23 protein-coding genes and 1 pseudogene are annotated in these 20,838 nt (G+C 73.0%); 13 read left to right on the top strand and 11 right to left on the bottom strand.

All coding sequences use genetic code 11. The features are described from left to right. Positions 1 to 2 precede the first annotated feature (2 nt). The 3 genes from rlmKL to FQY79_RS05300 are packed head-to-tail and all read right to left on the bottom strand — an operon-like array spanning position 3 to position 3,138. A complete protein-coding gene (rlmKL, locus tag FQY79_RS05290) occupies positions 3 to 2,138 on the bottom strand; it encodes a bifunctional 23S rRNA (guanine(2069)-N(7))-methyltransferase RlmK/23S rRNA (guanine(2445)-N(2))-methyltransferase RlmL (protein ID WP_146311442.1) in 2,136 nt (711 codons plus the stop codon). Next, positions 2,135 to 2,668 carry an alpha/beta fold hydrolase gene (locus FQY79_RS05295; RefSeq protein WP_146311444.1) on the bottom strand — a complete coding sequence of 178 codons (534 nt, stop codon included), beginning with the start codon at positions 2,666 to 2,668 and terminating at the stop codon, positions 2,135 to 2,137. The genes rlmKL and FQY79_RS05295 overlap by 4 nt, the downstream gene beginning before the upstream one ends. Then, positions 2,665 to 3,138, bottom strand: coding sequence for an MOSC domain-containing protein (locus tag FQY79_RS05300; RefSeq protein ID WP_425463185.1), 474 nt, complete (start codon positions 3,136 to 3,138; stop codon positions 2,665 to 2,667). The genes FQY79_RS05295 and FQY79_RS05300 overlap by 4 nt, the downstream gene beginning before the upstream one ends. A gap of 49 nt (positions 3,139 to 3,187) precedes the next feature. Here FQY79_RS05300 and FQY79_RS05305 point away from each other — a divergent pair, with 49 nt between their 5' ends. The 4 genes from FQY79_RS05305 to FQY79_RS05320 are packed head-to-tail and all read left to right on the top strand — an operon-like array spanning position 3,188 to position 6,701. After that, positions 3,188 to 3,760 (top strand): N-acetylmuramoyl-L-alanine amidase, encoded by a 573-nt coding sequence (locus tag FQY79_RS05305; protein WP_146311446.1) that lies wholly within the window; start codon positions 3,188 to 3,190, stop codon positions 3,758 to 3,760. 57 nt (positions 3,761 to 3,817) lie between these two features. Then, positions 3,818 to 4,684, top strand: a complete 867-nt coding sequence (gene tesB, locus FQY79_RS05310) for an acyl-CoA thioesterase II (protein WP_146311447.1) — start codon at positions 3,818 to 3,820, stop codon at positions 4,682 to 4,684. A gap of 1 nt (position 4,685) precedes the next feature. Beyond that, on the top strand, positions 4,686 to 5,507 hold the full coding sequence (locus FQY79_RS05315) for a putative signal transducing protein (RefSeq protein WP_146311449.1): 822 nt from the start codon (positions 4,686 to 4,688) through the stop codon (positions 5,505 to 5,507). 57 nt (positions 5,508 to 5,564) lie between these two features. Continuing rightward, positions 5,565 to 6,701, top strand: coding sequence for an RNA polymerase sigma factor (locus FQY79_RS05320; RefSeq protein WP_146311451.1), 1,137 nt, complete (start codon positions 5,565 to 5,567; stop codon positions 6,699 to 6,701). Between the two features lie 208 nt (positions 6,702 to 6,909). On the opposite strand, the gene FQY79_RS05325 is transcribed toward FQY79_RS05320, so the two are convergent. Beyond that, positions 6,910 to 7,578 carry an EF-hand domain-containing protein gene (locus FQY79_RS05325; RefSeq protein WP_146311453.1) on the bottom strand — a complete coding sequence of 223 codons (669 nt, stop codon included), beginning with the start codon at positions 7,576 to 7,578 and terminating at the stop codon, positions 6,910 to 6,912. Positions 7,579 to 7,734: 156 nt separating this feature from the next. Here FQY79_RS05325 and FQY79_RS05330 point away from each other — a divergent pair, with 156 nt between their 5' ends. Together FQY79_RS05330 and FQY79_RS05335 are read left to right on the top strand one after the other, a co-directional pair. Next, a complete protein-coding gene (locus FQY79_RS05330) occupies positions 7,735 to 8,457 on the top strand; it encodes an arginyltransferase (protein WP_246123010.1) in 723 nt (240 codons plus the stop codon). Beyond that, the gene (locus tag FQY79_RS05335) at positions 8,454 to 9,695 is read left to right on the top strand and encodes an endonuclease/exonuclease/phosphatase family protein (protein ID WP_146311457.1); all 1,242 of its coding nucleotides are present in this window, start codon (positions 8,454 to 8,456) and stop codon (positions 9,693 to 9,695) included. The genes FQY79_RS05330 and FQY79_RS05335 overlap by 4 nt, the downstream gene beginning before the upstream one ends. Before the next feature lie 13 nt (positions 9,696 to 9,708). On the opposite strand, the gene FQY79_RS05340 is transcribed toward FQY79_RS05335, so the two are convergent. Continuing rightward, positions 9,709 to 10,011, bottom strand: a complete 303-nt coding sequence (locus tag FQY79_RS05340) for a hypothetical protein (protein WP_146311459.1) — start codon at positions 10,009 to 10,011, stop codon at positions 9,709 to 9,711. A 37-nt stretch (positions 10,012 to 10,048) separates the two neighbouring features. Further along, positions 10,049 to 11,251, bottom strand: coding sequence for a formate-dependent phosphoribosylglycinamide formyltransferase (purT, locus tag FQY79_RS05345; RefSeq protein ID WP_146311461.1), 1,203 nt, complete (start codon positions 11,249 to 11,251; stop codon positions 10,049 to 10,051). Between the two features lie 169 nt (positions 11,252 to 11,420). On the opposite strand from purT, the gene FQY79_RS05350 reads away from it, so the two are divergent. From FQY79_RS05350 to FQY79_RS05365, 4 genes are read left to right on the top strand one after another with little or no spacing between them, the layout of a single operon-like run. Continuing rightward, complete coding sequence (locus FQY79_RS05350) at positions 11,421 to 12,269, top strand: SPFH domain-containing protein (protein ID WP_146311463.1); 849 nt, start codon at positions 11,421 to 11,423, stop codon at positions 12,267 to 12,269. 8 nt (positions 12,270 to 12,277) lie between these two features. Next, positions 12,278 to 12,622 carry a hypothetical protein gene (locus tag FQY79_RS05355; RefSeq protein WP_146311465.1) on the top strand — a complete coding sequence of 115 codons (345 nt, stop codon included), beginning with the start codon at positions 12,278 to 12,280 and terminating at the stop codon, positions 12,620 to 12,622. Next, on the top strand, positions 12,622 to 12,807 hold the full coding sequence (locus tag FQY79_RS05360) for a type II toxin-antitoxin system antitoxin (protein ID WP_146311467.1): 186 nt from the start codon (positions 12,622 to 12,624) through the stop codon (positions 12,805 to 12,807). The genes FQY79_RS05355 and FQY79_RS05360 overlap by 1 nt, the downstream gene beginning before the upstream one ends. Before the next feature lie 53 nt (positions 12,808 to 12,860). After that, positions 12,861 to 13,670, top strand: coding sequence for a M15 family metallopeptidase (locus FQY79_RS05365; RefSeq protein ID WP_146311469.1), 810 nt, complete (start codon positions 12,861 to 12,863; stop codon positions 13,668 to 13,670). A 93-nt stretch (positions 13,671 to 13,763) separates the two neighbouring features. On the opposite strand, the gene FQY79_RS05370 is transcribed toward FQY79_RS05365, so the two are convergent. The 5 genes and pseudogenes from FQY79_RS05370 to FQY79_RS05390 all read right to left on the bottom strand — a co-directional run. Continuing rightward, positions 13,764 to 14,435, bottom strand: coding sequence for a DNA-3-methyladenine glycosylase family protein (locus FQY79_RS05370; protein ID WP_146311471.1), 672 nt, complete (start codon positions 14,433 to 14,435; stop codon positions 13,764 to 13,766). Between the two features lie 5 nt (positions 14,436 to 14,440). Next, entirely contained in the window at positions 14,441 to 14,803 is a 363-nt protein-coding gene (locus tag FQY79_RS05375; protein ID WP_246123011.1) for a DUF423 domain-containing protein, read from the bottom strand. A 79-nt stretch (positions 14,804 to 14,882) separates the two neighbouring features. Further along, entirely contained in the window at positions 14,883 to 16,031 is a 1,149-nt protein-coding gene (locus FQY79_RS05380) for a polyketide cyclase (RefSeq protein ID WP_146311473.1), read from the bottom strand. 421 nt (positions 16,032 to 16,452) lie between these two features. Beyond that, positions 16,453 to 17,094, bottom strand: a complete 642-nt coding sequence (locus FQY79_RS05385) for a response regulator (RefSeq protein WP_146311475.1) — start codon at positions 17,092 to 17,094, stop codon at positions 16,453 to 16,455. Between the two features lie 119 nt (positions 17,095 to 17,213). Beyond that, positions 17,214 to 18,353, bottom strand: a pseudogene (locus FQY79_RS05390) (sensor histidine kinase); the annotation flags it as partial. Positions 18,354 to 18,653: 300 nt separating this feature from the next. On the opposite strand from FQY79_RS05390, the gene FQY79_RS05395 reads away from it, so the two are divergent. The 3 genes from FQY79_RS05395 to minD are packed head-to-tail and all read left to right on the top strand — an operon-like array spanning position 18,654 to position 20,837. Beyond that, the gene (locus FQY79_RS05395; protein WP_146311479.1) at positions 18,654 to 19,238 is read left to right on the top strand and encodes a GNAT family N-acetyltransferase; all 585 of its coding nucleotides are present in this window, start codon (positions 18,654 to 18,656) and stop codon (positions 19,236 to 19,238) included. Further along, positions 19,235 to 20,002: a septum site-determining protein MinC gene (gene minC, locus FQY79_RS05400; protein WP_146311481.1), complete on the top strand. Its 768-nt coding sequence runs from the start codon at positions 19,235 to 19,237 to the stop codon at positions 20,000 to 20,002. Before FQY79_RS05395 ends, minC begins: the two co-directional genes overlap by 4 nt. A 25-nt stretch (positions 20,003 to 20,027) precedes the next feature. Beyond that, positions 20,028 to 20,837: a septum site-determining protein MinD gene (gene minD, locus FQY79_RS05405; RefSeq protein WP_146311483.1), complete on the top strand. Its 810-nt coding sequence runs from the start codon at positions 20,028 to 20,030 to the stop codon at positions 20,835 to 20,837. The last annotated feature ends 1 nt before the right edge of the window (position 20,838 follow it).

Genomic DNA, 20,838 nt, shown 5'->3' on the forward strand with positions numbered 1-20,838 from the left:
CCTCAGCGCGCGACCAGACGCCAGGCGCGGTGGATGCGCGGGTTGCGGGCGAAGTCGGGCGGGATGGTGGCGGCGCTGATGTCCTCGACCTCGGCGAAGGCGGATACCGCGTCGTGGGCGAGCCGGAAGCGGCGGAAGTTGTTGGAGAAATACAGCACCCCGCCCGGCGCCAGCCGCGCGACCGCCAGCCGCAGCAGCTCCACGTGCGAGCGCTGCACGTCGAAATCGCCGGCGCGGGCGGAGTTGGAGAAGGTCGGCGGGTCGCAGAACACCAGGTCGTACTGGCCCCGGTCGGCGCGCAGCCAGGCCATGGCGTCGGCCTGGGCGATGCGGTGGCGGGTACCGCCGATGCGGTTGCCACGCAGGTTGTCGGCCAGCCATTCGAGGTAGGTCGCCGACAGGTCGACACTGGTGGTCTGCGCCGCGCCGCCGACCGCGGCATGCACGGTCACCGCGCCGGTGTAGCAGAACAGGTTGAGGAAGCGCTTGCCGCGCGCCTCGGCCGCCAGGCGCAGGCGCAGCGGGCGGTGGTCGAGGAACAGGCCGGTGTCGAGGTAGTCGAACAGGTTCACCTGCAGCCGCACGTCGCCCTCGCGCACGGTGATGAACTCGCCGCGGTGGGCCATGTGGCCGTACTTGCTGCCGCCCTTGCCGCGGGCGCGGGTCTTCACCGCGATCCGCTCGCGCGGCACCTCCAGCGCATCGGCGGCGCCGGCGAGCAGCTCGCCGAAGCGCCGGCGGGCGACCGCCTCCGGGATCTCCGGCGGCGCGGCGTACTCCTGCACGTGCAGCCAGCGCGCGCGCGAATCGGCCTCGGTGTACACGTCGACCGCGGCCGCGTACTCGGGGATGTCGGCGTCGTAGGCACGGAAGCAGTCGATGCCATCGCGCTCGCGCCAGGCGCGGGAGGCGCGCAGCGTCTTGCGCAGGCGGTTGGCGACCATGCGCGCGCCCTCGGACAGCTCGCGCGGGGCGGCCTGCGTGCGCTCGGGCTGCACCGGATCGCACACGACCAGCGTGCACTCGAGTGCGCCATTGAACATCGCGTACGTCTTCTTCGCGCGCAGGCCGGTGGCGAAGGCCAGTTCGCGGTCGCCGCACAGCAGGCTGGCGCGCCAGCCCGGAACGGCGCGGCGCAGCGCGACGCCGAGGCTGCGGTACAGCGCGGGGTCCGCGGCCAGGCGCGCGTCGTAGGGCGGGTTGCAGGCGACCAGGCCGCGCGGCGCGGCGCCGACGTCTCCCGCACCGAGGCTGGCCACGTCGCGCACCTGCCAGCGGATCGCGTCCCGCAGGCCGGCCGCGGTCGCGTTCTCGCGCGCCGCGCGGATCGCCGCCGGATCGGCGTCGCTGCCGTCGAACACCGGCTTCAACGCTGCGCGGCCGGCGCGCTCGCGCGCCAGCGCCTCGTCGACCAGCGCCTCCCAGCCCGCGACATCGAAGCCGTGCCAGCGCGTGGGCGCGCGGCCGTCGTAGCGCAACAGCCCGGGCGCCACGTCGGCCGCCATCAGCGCCCCTTCGATGAGCAGGGTGCCGCTGCCGCACATCGGATCGAGCAGCGCGCCACCCTCGTGGTACAGCCGCGGCCAGCCGCCACGCAGCAGCACGGCCGCGGCCAGGGTCTCCTTGAGCGGCGCGTCGCCCTGGGCGATGCGCCAGCCGCGGCGGTGCAGCGGGCCGCCGAGGTCGACCGACACGATCGCGCGGCCCTTGCGCACCACCAGGTTCAGCCGCAGGTCGGGCGCCCCGACGTCGACGTCGGGGCGCGCGCCCGAATGCGCGCGCAGCGCATCGACCACCGCGTCCTTGAGCCGTTGCGCCGCAAAGCGCGCATGGGTGATCGCCCCGCCGGAGACGTGCGCGTCCACGGCCAGCGTCATGCCCGCATCGAGGTGCTCGTGCCAGGGCAGCGCGCGGGCGCCGTCGTACAGCGCCTGATCGCCGTCGCAGTCGTACTCGGCCAGCGGCCACAACACGCGGCTGGCCAGGCGCGACCACAGCACCGCGCGCTGGGCGTTCGCGAGCTCGCCCTCGGCGTTGACCCCGGCCACCGCGGCGGTGGCGCGGCGGCAGCCCAGCGCGGCCAGCTCGTCGGCGAGCAGGTACTCCAGGCCCTTGGCGCAGGAGGCGAAGAACCTCATGGCAGGCGTTCGAGCAGGCGCGCGAAGGCCTGCGCGGAGGTCTCCACGTTCGCCTCAAGGCGATGGCTGTCGTCCACCAGCAACAGGGTCGCGCGGCGCGCGCGCGCCCATTCGACCACGTGCATCGCGTCGATCAGTTCGTCGCGCCAGCCGTGCACGATCGAGGTCGGCACCTCCGCGGCCTGCAGCGGCGGCGCCTCGCCCATGCGCGTCGGCGGCGCCATCAGGAACAGCGCGCGCACCGGCACGCGCAGCGACACCTGGCCCGAGATCCAGGCGCCGAGGCTGGAACCGGCCAGCACCAGCGGCCCGCGCGCGGCGGCGGCCTGCGCCAGCGCCTGCAGGCGCGCCACGCGCGCGGCCACGTCGCCGAGGCGGCTGACGTCGGTCCTGGCGTCGAGGTCGGTGTAGTCGGGGCGCTCGTGGGACCAGCCCAGGCGTTCGGCGACCTTGGCCAGGGCGGTGACCTTGGTGGCGTCGGGACCGCTTTCGAAACCGTGCGAGAGGATGCAGTGGCCGCGCGCGCTCATGCCCCCACCCACGCCACCGCATCGCCGATCCGCAGCGTGCCGCCCTCGAGCACGCGCGCACACAGGCCGCCCATGCCGCCCGGGGCGTTGTAGCCGCCCGGGCCGAGCGCCTGCTCCATGCGCGAACACGGGTCGCAGCTGTCGGTCCCTTCCAGCAGCACCCCGCCGACGCGGAAGCGCTGGCCACGCAGCGCCACCAGCGCGATGCCGGAGACGACCAGGTTGCGGCGCAGGATCGCCGGCGCGACCGCGTCGCGTCCGGCCAGCGCCGCGATCGCCGGCAGGTGTTCGGCCTGGATCAGGGTCACGCCGCGCTTGCCGCTGCCGCCGGCGTAGCGGTCGCCGACCAGTCCGGCGCCGGTACGCGCCTCGGCCGATGGCACCTCGCGCATCGGCACGTCGCGCGCCGGACGCAGCCCGATCCAGCGCAACTGCCCCTCGCGCGGGAACCGGGTCATCAAGGCGTGCATCGCGGTTCCGGGAGGCGGGATCTGCATCGCGCAATGCTAGCATCGCGGCATGCCGCAACCGACCGGCGTCCCGCCGATCCACGTCGACCACCTGCCCTACGCAACGCGGCTCCAGGCCCGTGGCCTCGACGCCGTGGACCTGGTGGTCGTCCACTGCACGGAACTGCCCGACCTCGCCACCGCGCGCGCCTTCGGCGAGCAGGTGCGCTACCCCGGCAGCGGCACCGGCAACAGCGGCCACTGGTACATCGACCGCGACGGCCGCATCGTCGAGTACGTGCCACCCGAACGCGTCGCCCACCACGTGCGCGGCCACAACGCGCGCTCGGTCGGGATCGAACTGGTGAACCGCGGCCGCTGGCCGGACTGGCTGGCCGTGGCCCACCAGGCGATGGACGAGCCCTACCCCGACGCCCAGGTCGAGGCGCTGCTGGCGCTGCTCGGCCACCTGCGCGCCACCCTGCCCGCGCTGCGCCACATCGCCGGCCACGAGGACCTCGACACCGAACGGGTGCCGGCCAGCGACGATCCCGCGGTAACGGTGGCGCGCAAGCGCGATCCGGGGCCGCTGTTCCCGTGGCCACGCGTGCTGGCGGGCTGCGGACTGCAGCGCATTCCCTGAACCGGCCCGGCGCGGGGCGGCCCGTATAATCGCGGGCGATTTCCCGCCGGACCCGCCATGGATTCGCCCGTTTCCGAACTGATCGACCTGCTCTCGCTCGAACGCCTGGAAGAAGACCTGTTCCGCGGCCAGAGCCGCGACATCGGGACCCGCTACGTGTTCGGCGGCCAGGTACTGGGCCAGGCGCTGTCGGCGGCGCAGGCGACCATGCCGCAGCCGCGACCGGCGCATTCGTTGCACGCCTACTTCCTGCGCGCGGGCGACATCGAGCACCCGATCGTGTACCACGTCGACCGCACCCGCGACGGCGGCAGCTTCTCGGTGCGCCGGGTCACCGCGATCCAGCACGGCAAGGTGATCTTCTTCTGCGCCGCGTCGTTCCAGGCCGAGGAAGAGGGCGTCGAGCACCAGCCGCCGATGCCGCAGGTGCCGGGCCCGGGCGATGTCGAGCCGGCGCCGCGGATCGATCCCGGGGTGCTGGCGTCGCTGCCGACCAAGGTGCGGCGCTGGCTGGACCGCACCGGCCCGTTCGAATTCCGCCCGGTGCACCCGCGCAACGAACTGCGCCCGGCGCGCAGGCCGCCATTCGACCAGGTCTGGTTCCGGCTCGGCGAGCGCGTCGGCGACGCGCCCGAGCTGCACCGCTCGCTGCTCGCCTACGCCTCCGATTTCCACCTGCTCGGCACCGCCACCTACCCGCACGGGATCAGCTACTACCAGCCCGACGTGCAGATGGCCTCGCTCGACCACGCGCTGTGGTTCCACCGTCCGTTCCGCGCCGACGAGTGGCTGCTGTACTCCATCGACAGCCCCAGCGCGCAGGGCGCGCGCGGGCTGGCCCGCGGCCAGGTGTTCTCGCAGGACGGCCGCCTGGTCGCCAGCACCGCGCAGGAAGGCATGATCCGGGTCAAGGGAACCGGCTGAGATGCGCCAGGTCTTCAGCAGCGCGCGGATCGAGAATGCCCAGGCGGTGGCGAAGCTGCTCGCCGACCAGGGCATCGAAGTGCGGCTGGACAACCCCCGCGGCCTGCGCAGCTCGATCCGCGGCAATTTCAGCTATCGCGACCACCACCAGCCCGCGCCGCGCGCCACGGTCTGGGTGATCCGTTCCGACGACCAGCCCCGCGCACGCCAGCTGCTGCGCGAGGCCGGCCTGCTGGAGGCCTCGCCCGCCAATCCGTCCAGCTTCCTGCCATCCGTCGGCCACGACGCGCGGCTGCGCACGCAGTCGCCGACGCGGCGCGCACGCATGCGGCTCGGCCTGCTGGTCCTGGCCGCCGTGGCGCTGGCGCTGTGGCTCAACCAGTTCCGCAATCCCGGCTGGGACCTGCCCGAACCGGCCCGCACGCCCGCCGCGGCCCCCGCCTTCGACCCGGCGCTGCAGCCGATCGCCGTGGACGCCGACGCGATCCACCGCATCCCCACTCCGCCGGCGCTGGCCGCGACCCTCGCGGCGATGGAGCTGGCCACGGTTCCCGCCGCCACGTTGTGCCTCTCGCTGGACGGCGAAGAGGCGGACACGGCGGCGCTGGCGGTGGCGCGCGCGGCCGGCCTCGACCCGCAGCCGTCCGCGGCCTGCGCCGGACCCGGCCCCTGGCTGCGCGTGGCAGTCGACGATTACCGCACCGACGGCTCGGGCACGGGCACCGTCGCCCTGGCCACCACCCGTGCCGACACCGCCACCACGCAGCGGCGGCTGGACGTCCGCCGCGACGGGGATGAATGGCAGGTGGCGGACGGCCGCTGAGCGGTCACGTTCCGGCGCCCGTCCCGTCACGTCAGCAAGCCAACGCCGCGAGCCGCCATGTCTACCGACGCCATCGACCTGCTGATCAAACGTGAACTGCCCGCCGCCGTGGGCGGCGACCGCGACGCCTACGGCCGCATCGTGGCCGCAAGCCAGAACGTGGTGACGGCGGTGGCCCTGGCGATCACCCGCGACGTGGCCACCAGCGAGGACATCGCCCAGGAGGCCTTCCTGTCGGCCTGGCACAACCTGCGGCGGCTGAAGAATCCCTCCAGCTTCCTGCCCTGGCTGCGCCAGATCACCCGCAACTTGGCCCACGACCACCTGCGCGGCCGCCGAAACCGCATGCTCCAGGGCGAGGCGGCGGACCTGGCGATCCAGCACGCGGCCGACCCCGACGGCTGTCCGCTGGAGCAGGCGCTCGACGCCGAGCGCGAGGCGGTGGCGGCCGACCTGATCTCCGAACTGCCCGAGGACAGCCGCGAGGTGCTGCTGCTGTTCTACCGCGAGGGGCAGAGTTCGAAGCAGGTGGCGTCGCTGCTGGGGTTGTCCGACGCGGCCGTGCGCAAGCGCCTGTCACGCGCGCGCCAGAGCGTGCGCGAGGACCTGCTCAAGCGCTTCGGCGAGTTCGCCCGCTCCAGCGCGCCCTCGGCCGCGTTCGCGGTCGGCGTCACCGCCGCGCTGGGGATCAGCAAGCCGGCGGCGGCCGCCGGCCTGGGCCTGGCCACCCGCTCGATCGCCGGCAGCATGGCCGCCCGCTTCGCCCTGGGCATGGCCGGCGCCGCCGCAGGCGGTCTGCTCGGCGGGCTGGTGGCGGCCTGGTTCGCGCGCGGGATCATCCTGGATTTCGCCGACGACGACGCGGAGCGCGCGATGCTGCTCCGCTTCTCGCGTCGCTACATGCTGTTCTCGCTGGTGATGGTGGCCCTGATCGTCGCCACCCACCTCGCCTTCCACGACCCCGGCCGCACCTTCATCGTCATCGCGGTCGCGCTACTGGCGATGAACTGGCAGCTGCTGGTCACGCTGCCGCGGATGATGGCGCCCATGTTCGAGCGCGACGCGCGGCGCGACCCGGTCGGCGCCAGGCAGCGCCTGCTCGCGTACCGCCTGACCTGGGGCCGCGCCGGGCTGATGGTGAACAACATCATCGTGATCGGCTCGCTGGTGATCGCACGCCTGCATTTCGGCTGACGGCGCTCCTTCGCCTTGCGTCCGGGAAGGTGGCCGGAGGCGCGGCAGGCGTCCTGTGCCGGAAGGGCGCGAGCGGTACGGGGATGTGCCGCGGCCGCGCGCCCGACACCATGTCCGGCCGACCTGGGCGGGCCGGCCGCCGCACGAGGCAAGGCAGAAAAAAGCCCGCATCCGGGGATGCGGGCTGCAATCGCCATGCAACCGGGGATCAGCGGCGCGCCGGGCGCAACTCGTCGCGGCTCAGGAAGCCGTCGCGGTTGTCGTCCATCCAGGCGAAGCGCGGGGACAGGCGCGGCATCTTCTCGTCGACCTCGACCCGGCTGAGCTTGCCGTCGCCGTTGAGGTCGGCCGCGGCGAAACGCTCCTCGAAGCGCTTCTCCATGGCAGCCTTGCGCTGCTTCATCTGCTGCGCGTGCCACGCGCGGATCTCGCTGCGGACCAGGTAGCCGTCGCGGTTCGCGTCGATCGCGTCGAACTGCTCGAGCATCCGGTTGCCACGCTTGCCGCGGCCCTGGCCGGCGGCCTCGACCTCCGCCTTCGACAGGCGGCCGTCGTTGTCCGTGTCCAGGCGGGCCGGATCCTGGAAGTGGCCGAAGTGGCCACCGCGGTGGCCGCCGCGGCCGTGGCGCATGCCGTGGCCGTGGCGCGGACGCTCGCTGGCATCGAGGCGGTCGTCGCCGTTGCGGTCGAGCTGGTCGAAACGCGCCGCCAAGCGCGGGAACCTCGCCGCTTCGGCGCGATCGATCACGCCGTCGCCGTTGGCGTCGAGGGTGGGCTTGGTCCCGCGCTGCGGGGCGTTCGCCGGCTCCGCGGCGCTGGCGCCGGCGGCGGCCATCAGGGCGATCGCGAGCGCGGTGAACAGGGTCCTGTGCTTCATGTGCGGGTTCCTCGGGGACTGCGGCTCCAGCGCCGCCGTGCCCCCGTCAACGCCCCCGCCGCGGCCCGCGTTGACCCGCGCCCGGTCCGGTTCAGCGGGCAGACACCCGCCGGCTCGCGCCGCCTGCGACCGCGGCGCAGTATGCTGGCCCCCGCGATGCGCGAGGACGAACACCTGCGGCTGTTCCATACCGGCGACCACCCCTGTGGCTACTGGCCCGGGCGCGTCGCCCGCGACCTGGTGTTCGACCCGCACGACGAGCGCCTGGCCGGCTTCTACCCGCAGGCGCTGGAGTGGGGCTTCCGCCGCTCCGGCGACATCGTTTACCGCCCACACTGCGTCGGCTGCCGCGCCTGCGTGGCGGTGCGCATCCCGGTCGACGGATTTCGCCCCGACCGCAGCCAGCGCCGCTGCCTGCAGCGCAACCACGCGGTCGAGGCGCGGGTGCTGCCGGCCGAGCGCAACGCCGAGCGCCTGGCGCTCTACCGGCGTTACCTCTGCACGCGCCACCCCGGCGGCGGCATGGACGACCACGGCGCGCACGAGTTCGACCAGTTCCTGGTCGGCAGCTGGGCCAATACCCGCTTCCTCGAACTGCGCGAGGACGGCCGCCTGCTGGCGGTGGCGGTGACCGACATCGACGAGCGGGCGATGTCCGCCGTGTACACCTTCTACGACCCCGACCAGTCCGCGCGCGGCCTGGGGACGCTCGCGATCCTGCGCCAGGTCGAATGGGCGCGGCGCGACGGACGCCGCCACCTCTACCTGGGCTACTGGATCGCCGGCCACGGCAAGATGGACTACAAGCGCAGGTTCCGTCCGCTCGAAGGGTTCGACGGCCGCCGCTGGCGCCCGTTCGAGGAGATCGCGCCCGCATGAACCGCCAGCACGCCATTGCCGCGCTCGCCGTGCTGGCGGTGATCGCCCTCGGCGCCTGCGTCCGCGTCAACGTCCACGGCCGTGCGCCCCAGTCCGGACCCCACATGCCCGCAACCGCCCCGCTCCGCGTCGCCACCTACAACGTCTCGCTGCACGACGAGGATCCCGGCGGGCTGGTGGCGCGGCTGGAACTGGGCAGCACCCAGGCCCAGCGCATCGCCGCGGTGCTGCAGCGGATCCGCCCGGACATCGTCCTGCTCAACGAGTTCGACCACGATCCCGACGGCCGCGCCGCGGACCTGTTCCAGCACCGCTACTTGGAGCAGCCGCAACCCGGCGGCGGCGAACCCCTGCACTACCCGCACCGCTACCTCGCGCCGGCCAACACCGGCGAGCCCAGCGGGCTGGACCTGGATGGCGACGGCAGCGTCGGCGGCGAGGGCCGCGAGCGCGGCAACGACGCCTGGGGCTACGGCCTGCACCCGGGCCAGTACGGCATGCTGCTGCTGTCGCGCCACCCCATCGACGCGGACGCGGCGCGCACCTTCCGCCTGCTGAAGTGGAGCGCGATGCCCGGCGCGCGGCGACCGGTCGATCCGGACACCGGGGCGCCGTTCCATCGCGACGATGTCTGGGAGCAGCTGCGGCTGTCGTCCAAGTCGCACTGGGACGTGCCGGTCGACACCCCGCTGGGCCGCATCCACGTGCTCGCCTCGCACCCCACGCCACCGGCATTCGACGGTCCGGAGCAGCGCAACCTGCTGCGCAACCACGACGAAATCCGGTTCTGGCTCGAGTACCTGACGCCGGCCCCGGGCCAGGAGGCCTGGCTGTGCGACGACGCGGGGCGTTGCGGTCCGCTGGCGCCGGGCGCGCGCTTCGTGGTCCTGGGCGACCTCAACAACGATCCGCACGACGGCGCCGGCGACCATGCCGTGATCGAGGCGCTCATCCGGCATCCGCGCATGCTCGCCCACGCGCCGCCGCGCAGCGCCGGCGCGGAAGCAGCGGCGCTGCTCGATGGCGGCGAGAACGCCGGGCACCGTGGCCCGCATGCGCACGACACCGGCCGCTTCGGGCCGCGGGTGGGCAACCTGCGGGTGGACTACGTCCTGCCCTCGACCGGCTTCCGGCTCGCCGGCTCGGGCGTGTTCTGGCCACCGCCGGAGCATCCGGACGAAGTGCTGGCCGCGGCCAGCGACCACCACGCGGTGTGGGTGGACCTGCTGCCCGAGTAGCCGGCCGGCGCGCTCAGGCCTTGGCGCCCGGCAGCGAAGGCGTGTGCGGCCGGAAGCCGAAGTCCCCGCTCTGCTGGCTGGACACGATCATTCGCACCATGCCGCTGGGGACCAGCAGCTCGAGGCTGGCCTCGCGGCCGTCGGGCGTGCGGCCGGCGATGGTCATCTCGACGAAGGCGCCGGCGGTGTCGATCTCGCTGCACACCACGTGCGGGTCCGGGCCATCGCCGCTCTGCAGGTAGGGCCGGATCGGGTCGCCAAGCGCCTCGAGCGCCTGCGGGAAGAAAAACACGGCGTAGCCGTTGCTGCCTTTCATGCCTGCTCCGTTTGCGGGGCCCGGGGGTCGGGGGCGGTCACTGCAGTTCGATGGCGATGGCCCCGGCCGCGTCGCGCGCGGCCGCGCGCGCGGCATCGACCGACTCCGCACGCGCCAGGGTCACGCCGACCCGGCGCTGGCCCTCCACCCGCGGCTTGCCGAACAGGCGCAAGGCGGTCCGCGGCGCACGCAGGGCCGCGTCGACGTTCCCGAACACCGGCACGCCGTGGCCCTCGGCCAGCAGCGCGCACGAGGCCGAGGGCCCGCGCTGCGGCACGAAGCCCCCATCCTCCGCACCGACCGGCAGGCCGAGGATGGCGCGCGCGTGCAGCGCGAACTCGCTCAGCTCCTGGGAGACCAGCGTGACCAGGCCGGTGTCGTGCGGACGCGGCGAGACCTCGCTGAACCAGACCTCGTCCCCCTTCACGAACAGCTCCACGCCGAACACGCCCCGGCCGCCGAGGTCGTCGGTGATCGCGCGCGCGACCTGCATCGCCCGCTCCAGCGCGCGCGGCCGCATCGACTGCGGCTGCCAGCTCTCACGGTAGTCGCCGTCGCGCTGCAGGTGGCCGATCGGAGCGCAGAACGAGGTGCCGCCGGCATGGCGCACGGTGAGCAGGGTGATCTCGTAATCGAAGTCGATGAAGCCCTCGACGATGCAGCGGCCGGCGCCGGTGCGCCCGCCGGTCTGCGCATACGCCCACGCCGGCGCGATGTCTTCCTCGCGGCGCACCGTGCTCTGTCCCTTGCCCGAGGACGACATCACCGGCTTGACCACGCACGGCAGGCCGATGGCGGCGACGGCCTCGCGGTACTCATCTTCCGTGTCGACGAACCGATAGGGCGAGGTCGGCAGGCCGAGCGTTTCGGCGGCGAGGCGGCGGATGCCCTCGCGGTCCATGGTCAGCCAGGCCGCGCGCGCGGTGGGGATGACGCGCTGGCCGTGGTCGCGTTCCAGTTCCACCAGGGTGCGGGTGTGGATGGCCTCGATCTCCGGCACCACCAGGTGCGGGCGCTCGCGCTTGATCAGGGCCGCCAGCGCGGCGCCGTCGAGCATGTCCAGCACGTGGCTGCGATGGGCGACCTGCATCGCCGGGGCGTCGGCATAGCGGTCGGCGGCGATCACCTCGACGCCCAGCCGCTGCAATTCGATCGCGACCTCCTTGCCCAGTTCGCCCGCCCCCAGCAGCAGCACGCGGGTGGCGGAGGACGAAAGCGGAGTGCCGAGGTTGCAGGGCATGGGGACGGCTCGGGGCGGTGGGGTGGGCATTCTAGCCAGCCGTGGGGCGGTCGGCCCGCCGCCGGCCTTGGCATTTCGATATCATTCTGATATCAATCACCATGAGGCGGTTGCCGCCCACCACCGGGCCCCACCGCGGGGGCCCCGCTTCCACGCCAGGACACACCCCATGAAAGAGAATCCGATCCGTTCCCTGCCCGGCATCCCGGTCCTGCTGATCCTGCTGCTGCTCGACGTGGTCGCCATCGCCCTGCCGCTCACCCATGGCGTGCATCCGGGGCCGGCCTGGATCGCGGCCACGGTGGTCACGTTCCTGATGGCGGGTGTCTACAAGGTCGAACCCAACCAGGCGGCGGTGCTGAGCCTGTTCGGCAAGTACGTGGGCACGGTCAAGCAGGACGGCCTGCGCTGGAACAACCCCTTCTACGCCAAGCGCAAGATCTCGCTGCGGGTGCGCAATTTCGAGAGCGGCCGGCTCAAGGTCAACGAGCTCGACGGCTCGCCGATCGAGATCGCGGCGGTGATCGTCTGGCGGGTGGTCGATTCGGCCGAGGCGGTGTTCAACGTGGACGACTACGAAAGCTTCGTCCACATCCAGTCCGAGGCCGCGCTGCGCGCGATGGCGACCAGCTATCCCTACGACCAGCACGAGGAAGGCGACATCTCCCTGCGCAGCCACCCGGCGGAGATCTCCGACCGGCTGAAGGAGCACCTCGACGAGCGCCTGACCGCGGCCGGCGTGGAAGTGCTCGAGGCACGCATCAGCCACCTCGCCTACGCCCCGGAGATCGCCCAGGCGATGCTGCAGCGCCAGCAGGCCAACGCGGTGATCGCCGCCCGCACCCGAATCGTCGCCGGCGCGGTGGGCATGGTGGAGATGGCGCTGGCCGAGCTGGAGAAGAACGGCACCGTGCGCCTGGACGAGGAGCGCCGGGCGGCAATGGTCAGCAACCTGCTGGTGGTGCTGTGCGGCGACCGCAGCACCCAGCCGATCGTCAACGCCGGCTCCCTGTACTGAGCGCATCGATGCAGCCGCACCATCTCGCCGCCGCCGTCTTCGCCCTGCTCGCGCTGCCGGCCTTCCTCAGCGCCGGCTGGCTGCGCGACGGCCGCGTGCCAGTGGCGCGCGGTGCCCGCGGCATGACCGGACGCCGGCGCCGCGCGCTCGACAACCGGCTGGCGCGGCTGATGCACATGGTCGGCGTGGCCATGCTGGCAATGGCCGCCGGCCTGGCCACCTGGGGCGGCGACCAGGCCCGGGTGGCGGCACTGGCGGTGGTGCTGGTGGTGGTGGTCAACGGCCTGGCGGTGGCGATGCTGCTGTCGGTGCTGCGCGCGCGCCGCGGCGACTGGCCCGGGGATGGCGACTGATGGCGGGGAAGAAGGCCTATCCGCTGCGCATCGGCGCCCCCGTGCTGGAGGCGATGCAGAAATGGGCCGACGACGAACTGCGCAGCGTCAATGCGCAGATCGAATACGTGCTGCGCGAGGCCCTGCGCAAGGCCGGGCGCCTGCCGGGCAACCCCCCGCCCGGCGAAGACCGGGACGAGCCCTGACCGCCCGGCCGCCCGCGATGGCCCGGGCCGTGGCCGGCCGCTAAGCTTCGCCGATGCGCGTCCACTCCCGCTTCCTGCTCAACACCCCCCGGATCGAACTCTGGCCCGCCTGGCTGCTGCGCGCGCGCGCCAGCGCCGACGCCCGGATCCTGGCCCGCGCCAGCCGCGTGCTGCGGCGCAAGCGCGACGGCCGCTACCTGGCCGCGGTGCTGGGCGAGGGCCTGATGCCGCTGCAGCCGCGCCTGGCGCGCGAACCGGGCATCGACGAGGCGCTGGACCTGCTCGACGCCCCGCCCCGCCTGTCGGGCGCGCTGGAGCCAGGCGGACTCCCGCCCACGCTGCTGCAGGCGCGGCTGGACGCACTCGGGCTGGACGCGGAGGCCTATGCCCGGCGCACCGGCCTGGCCACCATCGCCGAACCCGAAGTGCTGGCGCTGGCCGGATTCGACCGCTACCGCCGGCCGTTGTGGCTGCGGCCCGACGCCGCGCGGGCCTGGGAGCGGATGCGCGCAGCGGCCGCACGCGACGGCGTGGTGCTCGAGGCGATCTCCGGCTACCGCAGCCACGACTACCAGCTCGGGATCTTCGAGCGGAAGCTGGCGCGCGGACTGGCGGTGGCCGACATCCTCGCGGTGAACGCGGCGCCGGGCTTCAGCGAGCACCATGGCGGCGACGCACTGGACATCGGCACCCCCGACGAGCCGCCGGCGGAGGCATCGTTCGAGGCCACGCCCGCCTTCGACTGGCTGTCGCGGCACGCGGGCGGGCACGGCTTCACGATGAGCTATCCGCGCGGCAATCCGCACGGGATCGTGTACGAGCCGTGGCACTGGCGGTTCCGCGGGCCGGCCGCGGAGCGCTGAGGACGACCGCGGCGGCGCGGCGGACCCCGATACCGCAGCGACCGCCGATGCCGCCGCCGCGGGCCCTCGCCCGCCCCTTGCGCCGCCCGCCGCCTAGTCCTGCGAGCGGTTGGTCGGGGCCGCGCCGGCGGCCAGGTCGGCGATGCGCCACAGGTAGAGCGAGGCGTAGGTGCGGTAGGGACCCCAGCGCTCGCCGCGTTCGGCCAGTTCGCGCGGGGTCGGCATCGCCTCGAGTCCGTCCACCCGCTGGGCGCCCTTGCGCACGCCCAGGTCGTCGACCGGCAGCACGTCCGGCCGGCCGAGGCGGAACATCAGCATCATTTCCACGGTCCAGCGGCCGATGCCGCGGATCGGGACCAGCGCGGCCACGATCTCGTCCTCGCGCATGGTCGACATGCGACGCAGGGTCGGGATCTCGCCGCGCGCCTCGCGCGCGGCCAGGTCGCGCAGGGCCAGGGTCTTGTTGCCCGAGACGCCGCAGGCACGCAGGGTGGCATCGTCGATCCGGCCCAGGGTGTCGGCGTGCAGGCGGCGGCTGCCGATCGCGGCCTCCACCCGCGCCACGATCGTCGATGCGGCCTTGCCGCTGAGCTGCTGGAACAGGATCGCCCGCGCCAGCGCGTCCACCGGGTCGAACGGGCGGCGCCAGCGCGGCTCGGGCGGGATCGGGCCCAGCCGCCGCATCCACTTGGCCAGCCTGCGGTCGCGGCGCAGCAGGTGCTCCCAGGCGGCGGCGGTGTCGAACCCGCGTGCGTGCCGTGGCATCGGCGTCAGTCCTCCAGCGGCGAGGCGGCGTACAGCAGCCACCCCAGGATCATCATCCCGCCCCCGAACGGGGCCGCGGCGGAACTGCCGCCACCCAGCACCCGCCATGCCAGGGCGCCCGCGAACACCAGGCTGCCAGCCAGCAGCAATCCGACCGCCAGCGCGGCCACGCGCGGCATCCGTGGCCGTGCCAGGGCCGCGATCGCGACGCCGTGGCCGAAGGCCATCACCGCCGCGGCCTGCAGCACGGCACGGTCCGCGTCGGCGGCGGCATGGGAGGCATACGCGGCCAGCGCGACCCCGGCGCCGGCCATCAGCGCGCCCTTGGCGCGCAGCCAGCGCACCAGCGGTGCGGGCGCGGCCCTCACCGCGGGCGCTCCCCGAACGCAGCGCGCCGCACCCCCGGGGGGATGCGGCGCGTGGCGAACGCATGCATGGCGGCGCGGATTACTCGCGAAGCCTCCAGAACACCTCGAACTCGCCGTCCGCGGTGAACGCGTTGTCGATGCCGTTCTTGTAGAACTCGAACGGACGGTCGGTGACGTCGTGGCCATGGGTCAACGCCCAGGCGCGGACCGCGTTGCGCACGTTCTCCAGCTCGGCCATGTAGCCCTTGTACTCGCCGTGCGCGAACCGGCCCGGCTCGGTCCGGATGTACTCGACCGGCGCGCCCTCGGGGATCTCGACCTCCAGCTCGCCCTCGTCCACCGCGGGCGCCTGGGCCATCGCCTCGGCCTCGGCTTCAGCCTCGTCGCCGCCATTGGCGGCGTTGGCCTCGTCCGAGCCCTTGCGGCGCACCGGCTGGACCACGTCGAAGGTGTAGTTCTCGCGGCCCAGCTCGGTGGAGACGATGCGCATCGGGCCGGCCGCGACCAGGTCGTTGGCGTCCATCGTGCGCTTGATCCACTCGCTGTTGGACCGCATCGAGCGCTTGATGGCCTCGTTGTTGCGCTCGATCGCACCGGCCGAAACCGACAGCAGGTTCTCGGCGGGCAGCTCGACCACGCCCAGGTTGGTCAGCGGCACGCCCTCGGCGCGGTAGTCCACGTTCGGCACCGCGGCCAGGATGCTGGTGAGCTTGGCCAGGCCGATCTTCATGTCCTCGCCCACGTGGCCGCGCACGTACATGCCGGCGTAGCGCCCGAGCAGGTTCCAGCCGTAGTCCACGTTGTAGGTCTGGCTGATCTCGACGTTGCGCCCGCCGCGGCCGGTCGGACGCAGCGTGAAGGTCATCCGCTTGTTCTCGCCGCGGTCGGGGGTGTCGAGGGCGTAGACCACGCGCGAGTCGGGCTCGCTCTCGATGATCTCCCAACTGCCCTTGCCCAGCGAGCGCTCCTTGGACTCGTAGTCCAGGCGCGCGCCCACGCCCGAGTCCGGGCCGGAACGGGTGATCCGGATGGCCGGGTCGCGCAGGGCGAGCGCGTTCCACTCGTGGAACCTGTGCAGGCTGTTGAGCGTATCGAACACGATCGCCGGTCGCCGGTTGGTCTCGACCTTCTCGGTGATCGTGCGGCTCGACGGCAGGAAGACACCCACGAGCACGAACAGCACGGCGACGATCGCCATTGAAATCAGGATCTCGAGCAAACGGGTCATTCAGGGTTCTCCGGGACCAATTCCCGCCGTCGCGGGCGCAAGTGGCCAATCCTATCAAGAAGTTTGCGCGCGCTGCGACCCATCGGCGCGTCGAAAAGCCGATCCGGCCATCCTCGGCAGGATCATGCGGGAAACGGCACACAGGCAGCGCCGGTCCGGCCCGCCGGGCCGTCTCGACGGGGGTGCCCGCGCCGCCGACGGCGGCCAGGACGCCTGGACCGGGCCGTGGGTTGCCGCACGGCGCAGGGCCGGTCGGCACCCCCGCGCCCGCGCGACCGCCCAGGCGGCGCGGCCGCTGCCGCCCACGCTGCCGGGACGAGCGCGCCGACCGGGTCCGGGCCGGAAGATGCCCCGGCAGGCATCGCCCCGCGCCGCCGGCGGACGCCCGCCGCGCCGCGGCGGGCCGGGCATCGGGTCCGCGTCAGACCAGCTGCAGCTCGAAGGCCTTGAGCACCGCGCGGGTGCGGTCGCGCACGCCGAGCTTGCTGAGGATGTTCGAGACGTGGTTCTTGATCGTGCCCTCGGCCACGCCCAGGGAGTTGGCGATCTCCTTGTTGGAGAAGCCCCCCGCCATCAGGCGCAAGATTTCGGTCTCGCGGTCGGTCAGCGGGTCGGGGCGGTCGAGGCTGACGAACTCGTTGCGCATGTGCTCCAGGCCCGAAAGCAGGCGCTGGGTCACCACCGGCTGCACCAGCGAGCCGCCGGCGGCCACGGTCCGGATCGCGCCGACCAGCTGCTCGAGCGACACATCCTTGAGCAGGTAGCCGCGGGCGCCGGCCTTCATGCCGGCCAGCACCAGCTGGTCGTCGTCGAAGGTGGTCAGGATGATGGTCGGCGGCAGCTGGCCGGCGCGCGAGAGCGCCTGCAGCGCCTCCAGCCCGGACATCACCGGCATCCGCATGTCCATCAGCACCACGTCGGGGCGCACCTCGGGGATCAGTTCCACCGCCTGCTTGCCGTCGCCGGCCTCGGCGACGACCTCGATGCCGTCGTCGAGCGCCAGCAGCGAGCGGATGCCCTGCCTTACGAGGGTCTGGTCGTCGACCAGGCAGACACGGATCATGGGACCTCCAGCGGATGGTGTCGGGGGGCGCCGCCCTCGCCGGGGGCGCGATCCTGGGGCGGCGCGGTGGCCGGACCGGCGTCGGCGCCTTCGTCGTGCGCCAGCACCGCACCGTCCATCGGCAGCCGCAGGCGCACGGTGAAGCCGCTGCCGGGCGCGGTCTCGATCTCCAGCACGCCACCGTACGCCGCCAGCCGCTCGCGCATGCCGCGCAGGCCATTGCCGGCAACCGCGACCTCGGCCCCGCGGCCGTCGTCGCGCGCCTCCAGGGTCACGGCGTCGCCGTCGAAACTGTAGCGCAGCCGCAGCAGGGTGGCCTCGGCGTGGCGCACGGCGTTGGTGATGATTTCCTGTGTGCAGCGCAGCAGGACGTGGGCCCGCTCCGGGTCGTCGACCAGGAAGGTGAGCGGCATGTCCATGTCGATCCGCAGCCCGGGCACGTTGTCGGCCAGCGGCAGCAGGGTGGCGCGCATGTCGATGGCGTCGTCCTCGCGCAGCCGGCTCACCGCCTCGCGCACGTCGCTCAGCAGCAGCTTGGCCAGGGTGTGGGCCTGGGTGACGTGCTCCTGGGCCTGGCCGCTGACCAGGTGGTGGGCGACCTCCAGGTTCAGGCTCAGGGCGGTCAGGTGGTGGCCGAGCAGGTCATGCAGCTCGCGCGAAATGCGCGTCCGCTCGTTGACCCGCACGCTCTCGGCCAGCAGGGCCCGGGTGGCCCGGAGCTCGGCATTCAGCCGCCGTTGCTCGTCCCGGGCCAGCACCTGCTGCCGGGCCACGTAGCCGGTGGCGAACACGAAGCAGGTGAAGCCGGCGTACAGCACCGACTGCATCACCGCCTCGAACCACATGAAGCCCAGCGCCCGGGTATAGACCGGGATCACCACGATCTCGCTCAGGACCAGGACCGCGATGCTCGCCGGCAGCGGCAGCAGCCAGGGCAGCACGCAGGCCGCCACCATCAGCAACAGCACGCCCAGGCCGCTGTTGCTGTAGTAGCTCAGGGCCACCGCCGAGCCGATCATCAGCGCCAGCAGGACGTAGTCGGCCAGGTTGACCCGGCGCGAGTCGAGCGCGCGGCTGAGCCAGGCGAAGCCGAAGCCGAAGATCGCCCACGCGATCCAGGCCGGCCAGCCGGCGCCGATGCTGGCCGCCTCGCCGTCCTCCACCGGCCGCGAGATCAGCCACAGCGGCAGCACGATCACCGCCCAGGTGAACAGGCCGGCGTAGCGCAGCAGGCGGGCGTGGTCCAGGCGCGACAGCATGGCGCCATGGTAGGCGCATTCGGGCGCCGCGGCGCCCCCAACAAGTCATGCGCCCGGCGGCGGGCGCGGTCGCGGCCCGGCGGGGGCCGTGCGATAATCGCGACCGGTGCCGCATGGCCGTCGCACGGCGTTCGCGCCGTCGTCGGTTCGGCGGCGCCGGCGGGCATTCCCGCGCCGCGAGGCGCTGCCGGCGCGCCGGGCTCGCCAGGCGGCGAAGCGGCGGGCCGGCGCGCACCTGGCGCCCCGGTGCCCGCGGCCCCCCCGCCACGCCCGCGCACCCGCAGTCTTCTGGAGTCTGGAATGTCGATCGTCATCCGCGACGTGCAGGAGCACGAGCTGGATTCAATCCTCGCCCTCAACAACGCCGCCGGCCCGACGATCCTGCCGCTGGATGCGGCGCGCATCCGCAAGTTCTACGACAGCGCCGAATACTTCCGCGTCGCCGAGCGCGACGGAACCCTGGCCGGGTTCCTCGTGGGCATGGGCTCGGACGCCGACCACGACAGCAGCAACTTCCACTGGTTCCGCGCCCACTGCGAGCGGTTCTTCTACATCGACCGGATCGTGGTCAGCAGCCGCCGCCGCGGCGGCGGCGTGGGCCGCGCCTTCTACGCCGACGCCCAGAGCCACGCCGAGCTGCGCTACCCGCTGCTCACCTGCGAGGTGTTCCTCGAGCACGACGCCGATCCGGTGCGCCTGTTCCATGGCAGCTTCGGCTTCCACGAGATCGGCCAGCACGTGATGCCCGAGAACGGGATCCGCGCCTCGATGATGGCCAAGGACATGTGCAGCTACCCCTGGGTACGCGATACCTACGGCGACGACCTGCCCGACGTGCCCTGGATCTCGCGCCCCCGCGTGCCGGCCGCGGTGGCGAACGCATGAGCGCGGCGATGGATTTCGAGCAGGCCGGCGAACTCAAGATCGGCCAGGTCGGGATCGCCAACCTGCGCGTGCGCACCCTCGACGTCGCACGCCTGGCGGCCGAAATGCGCGAACGGGTGGAGCGCGCGCCGCGGCTGTTCGCGCGCGCGGCGGTGATCCTGGACTTCGGCGGCCTGCCGGCGACCCCGGACGCGGCCACCGCCCGGTCGCTGATCGAGGCGCTGCGCGGCGCCGGCGTGCTGCCGGTGGCACTGGCCTGGGGCAGCAGCGACAACGAGGCCCTGGCGGTCGAGCTCGGGCTGCCGTTGCTGGCCAAGTTCAGGGCCCAGTACGAGCCCGTCGCAGGAGCCACCGAGACGGCCGCCCGGCCGGCGCCGCCTCCCCGGCAGGCGGCCGAACCCCCGCCGGCGCCGCCGCCCGCGCGGGCCGTGTCCGCCCCTGGCCTGGTCCAGGCCGCCCCGGTGCGCTCGGGCCAGCAGCTGTACGCCGAGAACCGGGACCTGACCGTGCTCTCCCAGGTAGGCGCCGGCGCGGAAGTGATCGCCGACGGCTCGATCCACATCTACGGCCCGCTGCGCGGGCGCGCGCTGGCCGGCGCCCAGGGCAACGCCACGGCGCGCATCTTCTGCCGCGCCTTCCACGCCGAACTGGTCGCCGTGGCCGGGCACTACAAAGTGCTGGAAGATATCCCGAAGGAGCTGCACGGCAAGCCGGTGCAGGTCTGGCTGGAGAACGAAGAACTCAAGATCGCCGCACTCGACTGACGGCGGCCCACACAGGAGACGTGTTTTGGCAGAAATCATCGTGGTCACCTCGGGCAAGGGAGGCGTTGGCAAGACCACCAGCAGCGCCAGCCTGGCCAACGGCCTCGCGCGTCGCGGCAAGAAGGTCGTGGTCATCGACTTCGACGTCGGCCTGCGCAACCTCGACCTCATCATGGGCTGCGAACGCCGCGTGGTGTACGACTTCGTCAACGTCGTCCAGGGCGAGGCGTCGCTGCGGCAGGCGCTGATCAAGGACAAGCGCTTCGACAACCTGTTCGTGCTGGCCGCCTCGCAGACCCGCGACAAGGACGCGCTGACCAGGGAAGGCGTGGAGAAGGTGCTCAAGGACCTGGCCGACGACGGCTTCGAGTACATCCTGTGCGACTCCCCGGCCGGGATCGAGAAGGGCGCGTTCCTGGCCATGTACTTCGCCGACCAGGCGATCGTGGTGGTCAACCCCGAGGTGTCCTCGGTGCGCGACTCCGACCGCATCCTCGGCCTGCTCGCCTCCAAGACCCGCAAGGCCGAGGCCGGCGAGCGCGTCCGGGAGCACCTGCTGCTCACCCGCTACAACCCCGACCGGGTGGAGAAGGGCGAGATGCTGTCGATCGCCGACGTCGAGGAGGTGCTGGGCATCAAGACGCTCGGCGTGATCCCCGAATCGAGCGACGTGCTCGACGCCTCCAACAAGGGCGAGCCCGTGATCCTGGCGGCCGAGTCCAGCGCCGGCCAGGCCTACGACGACGCGGTTGCGCGACTGCTCGGCGAAGACCGGCCGATGCGATTCACCCAGGCCGAGAAGAAGGGCTTCTTCAGCAAGCTCTTCGGAGGTTGAC

Origin of the sequence: Luteimonas wenzhouensis (assembly GCF_007859305.1) — a bacterium.
Taxonomy (GTDB): domain Bacteria; phylum Pseudomonadota; class Gammaproteobacteria; order Xanthomonadales; family Xanthomonadaceae; genus Luteimonas; species Luteimonas wenzhouensis.

Excerpts from the sequence above, each read along its gene's own strand:
- FQY79_RS05360 (WP_146311467.1), top strand. The coding sequence starts at position 12,622 with ATGGCGGGGAAGAAGGCCTATCCGCTGCGCATCGGCGCCCCCGTGCTG.
- FQY79_RS05370 (WP_146311471.1), bottom strand. The coding sequence starts at position 14,435 with ATGCCACGGCACGCACGCGGGTTCGACACCGCCGCCGCCTGGGAGCAC.
- minC (WP_146311481.1), top strand. The coding sequence starts at position 19,235 with ATGAGCGCGGCGATGGATTTCGAGCAGGCCGGCGAACTCAAGATCGGC.
- FQY79_RS05330 (WP_246123010.1), top strand. The coding sequence starts at position 7,735 with ATGCGCGAGGACGAACACCTGCGGCTGTTCCATACCGGCGACCACCCC.
- FQY79_RS05335 (WP_146311457.1), top strand. The coding sequence starts at position 8,454 with ATGAACCGCCAGCACGCCATTGCCGCGCTCGCCGTGCTGGCGGTGATC.
- FQY79_RS05295 (WP_146311444.1), bottom strand. The coding sequence starts at position 2,668 with ATGAGCGCGCGCGGCCACTGCATCCTCTCGCACGGTTTCGAAAGCGGT.
- rlmKL (WP_146311442.1), bottom strand. The coding sequence starts at position 2,138 with ATGAGGTTCTTCGCCTCCTGCGCCAAGGGCCTGGAGTACCTGCTCGCC.
- FQY79_RS05350 (WP_146311463.1), top strand. The coding sequence starts at position 11,421 with ATGAAAGAGAATCCGATCCGTTCCCTGCCCGGCATCCCGGTCCTGCTG.
- FQY79_RS05300 (WP_425463185.1), bottom strand. The coding sequence starts at position 3,138 with ATGCACGCCTTGATGACCCGGTTCCCGCGCGAGGGGCAGTTGCGCTGG.
- FQY79_RS05305 (WP_146311446.1), top strand. The coding sequence starts at position 3,188 with ATGCCGCAACCGACCGGCGTCCCGCCGATCCACGTCGACCACCTGCCC.
- FQY79_RS05325 (WP_146311453.1), bottom strand. The coding sequence starts at position 7,578 with ATGAAGCACAGGACCCTGTTCACCGCGCTCGCGATCGCCCTGATGGCC.
- FQY79_RS05385 (WP_146311475.1), bottom strand. The coding sequence starts at position 17,094 with ATGATCCGTGTCTGCCTGGTCGACGACCAGACCCTCGTAAGGCAGGGC.
- FQY79_RS05355 (WP_146311465.1), top strand. The coding sequence starts at position 12,278 with ATGCAGCCGCACCATCTCGCCGCCGCCGTCTTCGCCCTGCTCGCGCTG.
- tesB (WP_146311447.1), top strand. The coding sequence starts at position 3,818 with ATGGATTCGCCCGTTTCCGAACTGATCGACCTGCTCTCGCTCGAACGC.
- FQY79_RS05320 (WP_146311451.1), top strand. The coding sequence starts at position 5,565 with ATGTCTACCGACGCCATCGACCTGCTGATCAAACGTGAACTGCCCGCC.
- FQY79_RS05395 (WP_146311479.1), top strand. The coding sequence starts at position 18,654 with ATGTCGATCGTCATCCGCGACGTGCAGGAGCACGAGCTGGATTCAATC.
- FQY79_RS05365 (WP_146311469.1), top strand. The coding sequence starts at position 12,861 with ATGCGCGTCCACTCCCGCTTCCTGCTCAACACCCCCCGGATCGAACTC.
- FQY79_RS05380 (WP_146311473.1), bottom strand. The coding sequence starts at position 16,031 with ATGACCCGTTTGCTCGAGATCCTGATTTCAATGGCGATCGTCGCCGTG.
- purT (WP_146311461.1), bottom strand. The coding sequence starts at position 11,251 with ATGCCCTGCAACCTCGGCACTCCGCTTTCGTCCTCCGCCACCCGCGTG.
- FQY79_RS05315 (WP_146311449.1), top strand. The coding sequence starts at position 4,686 with ATGCGCCAGGTCTTCAGCAGCGCGCGGATCGAGAATGCCCAGGCGGTG.
- FQY79_RS05340 (WP_146311459.1), bottom strand. The coding sequence starts at position 10,011 with ATGAAAGGCAGCAACGGCTACGCCGTGTTTTTCTTCCCGCAGGCGCTC.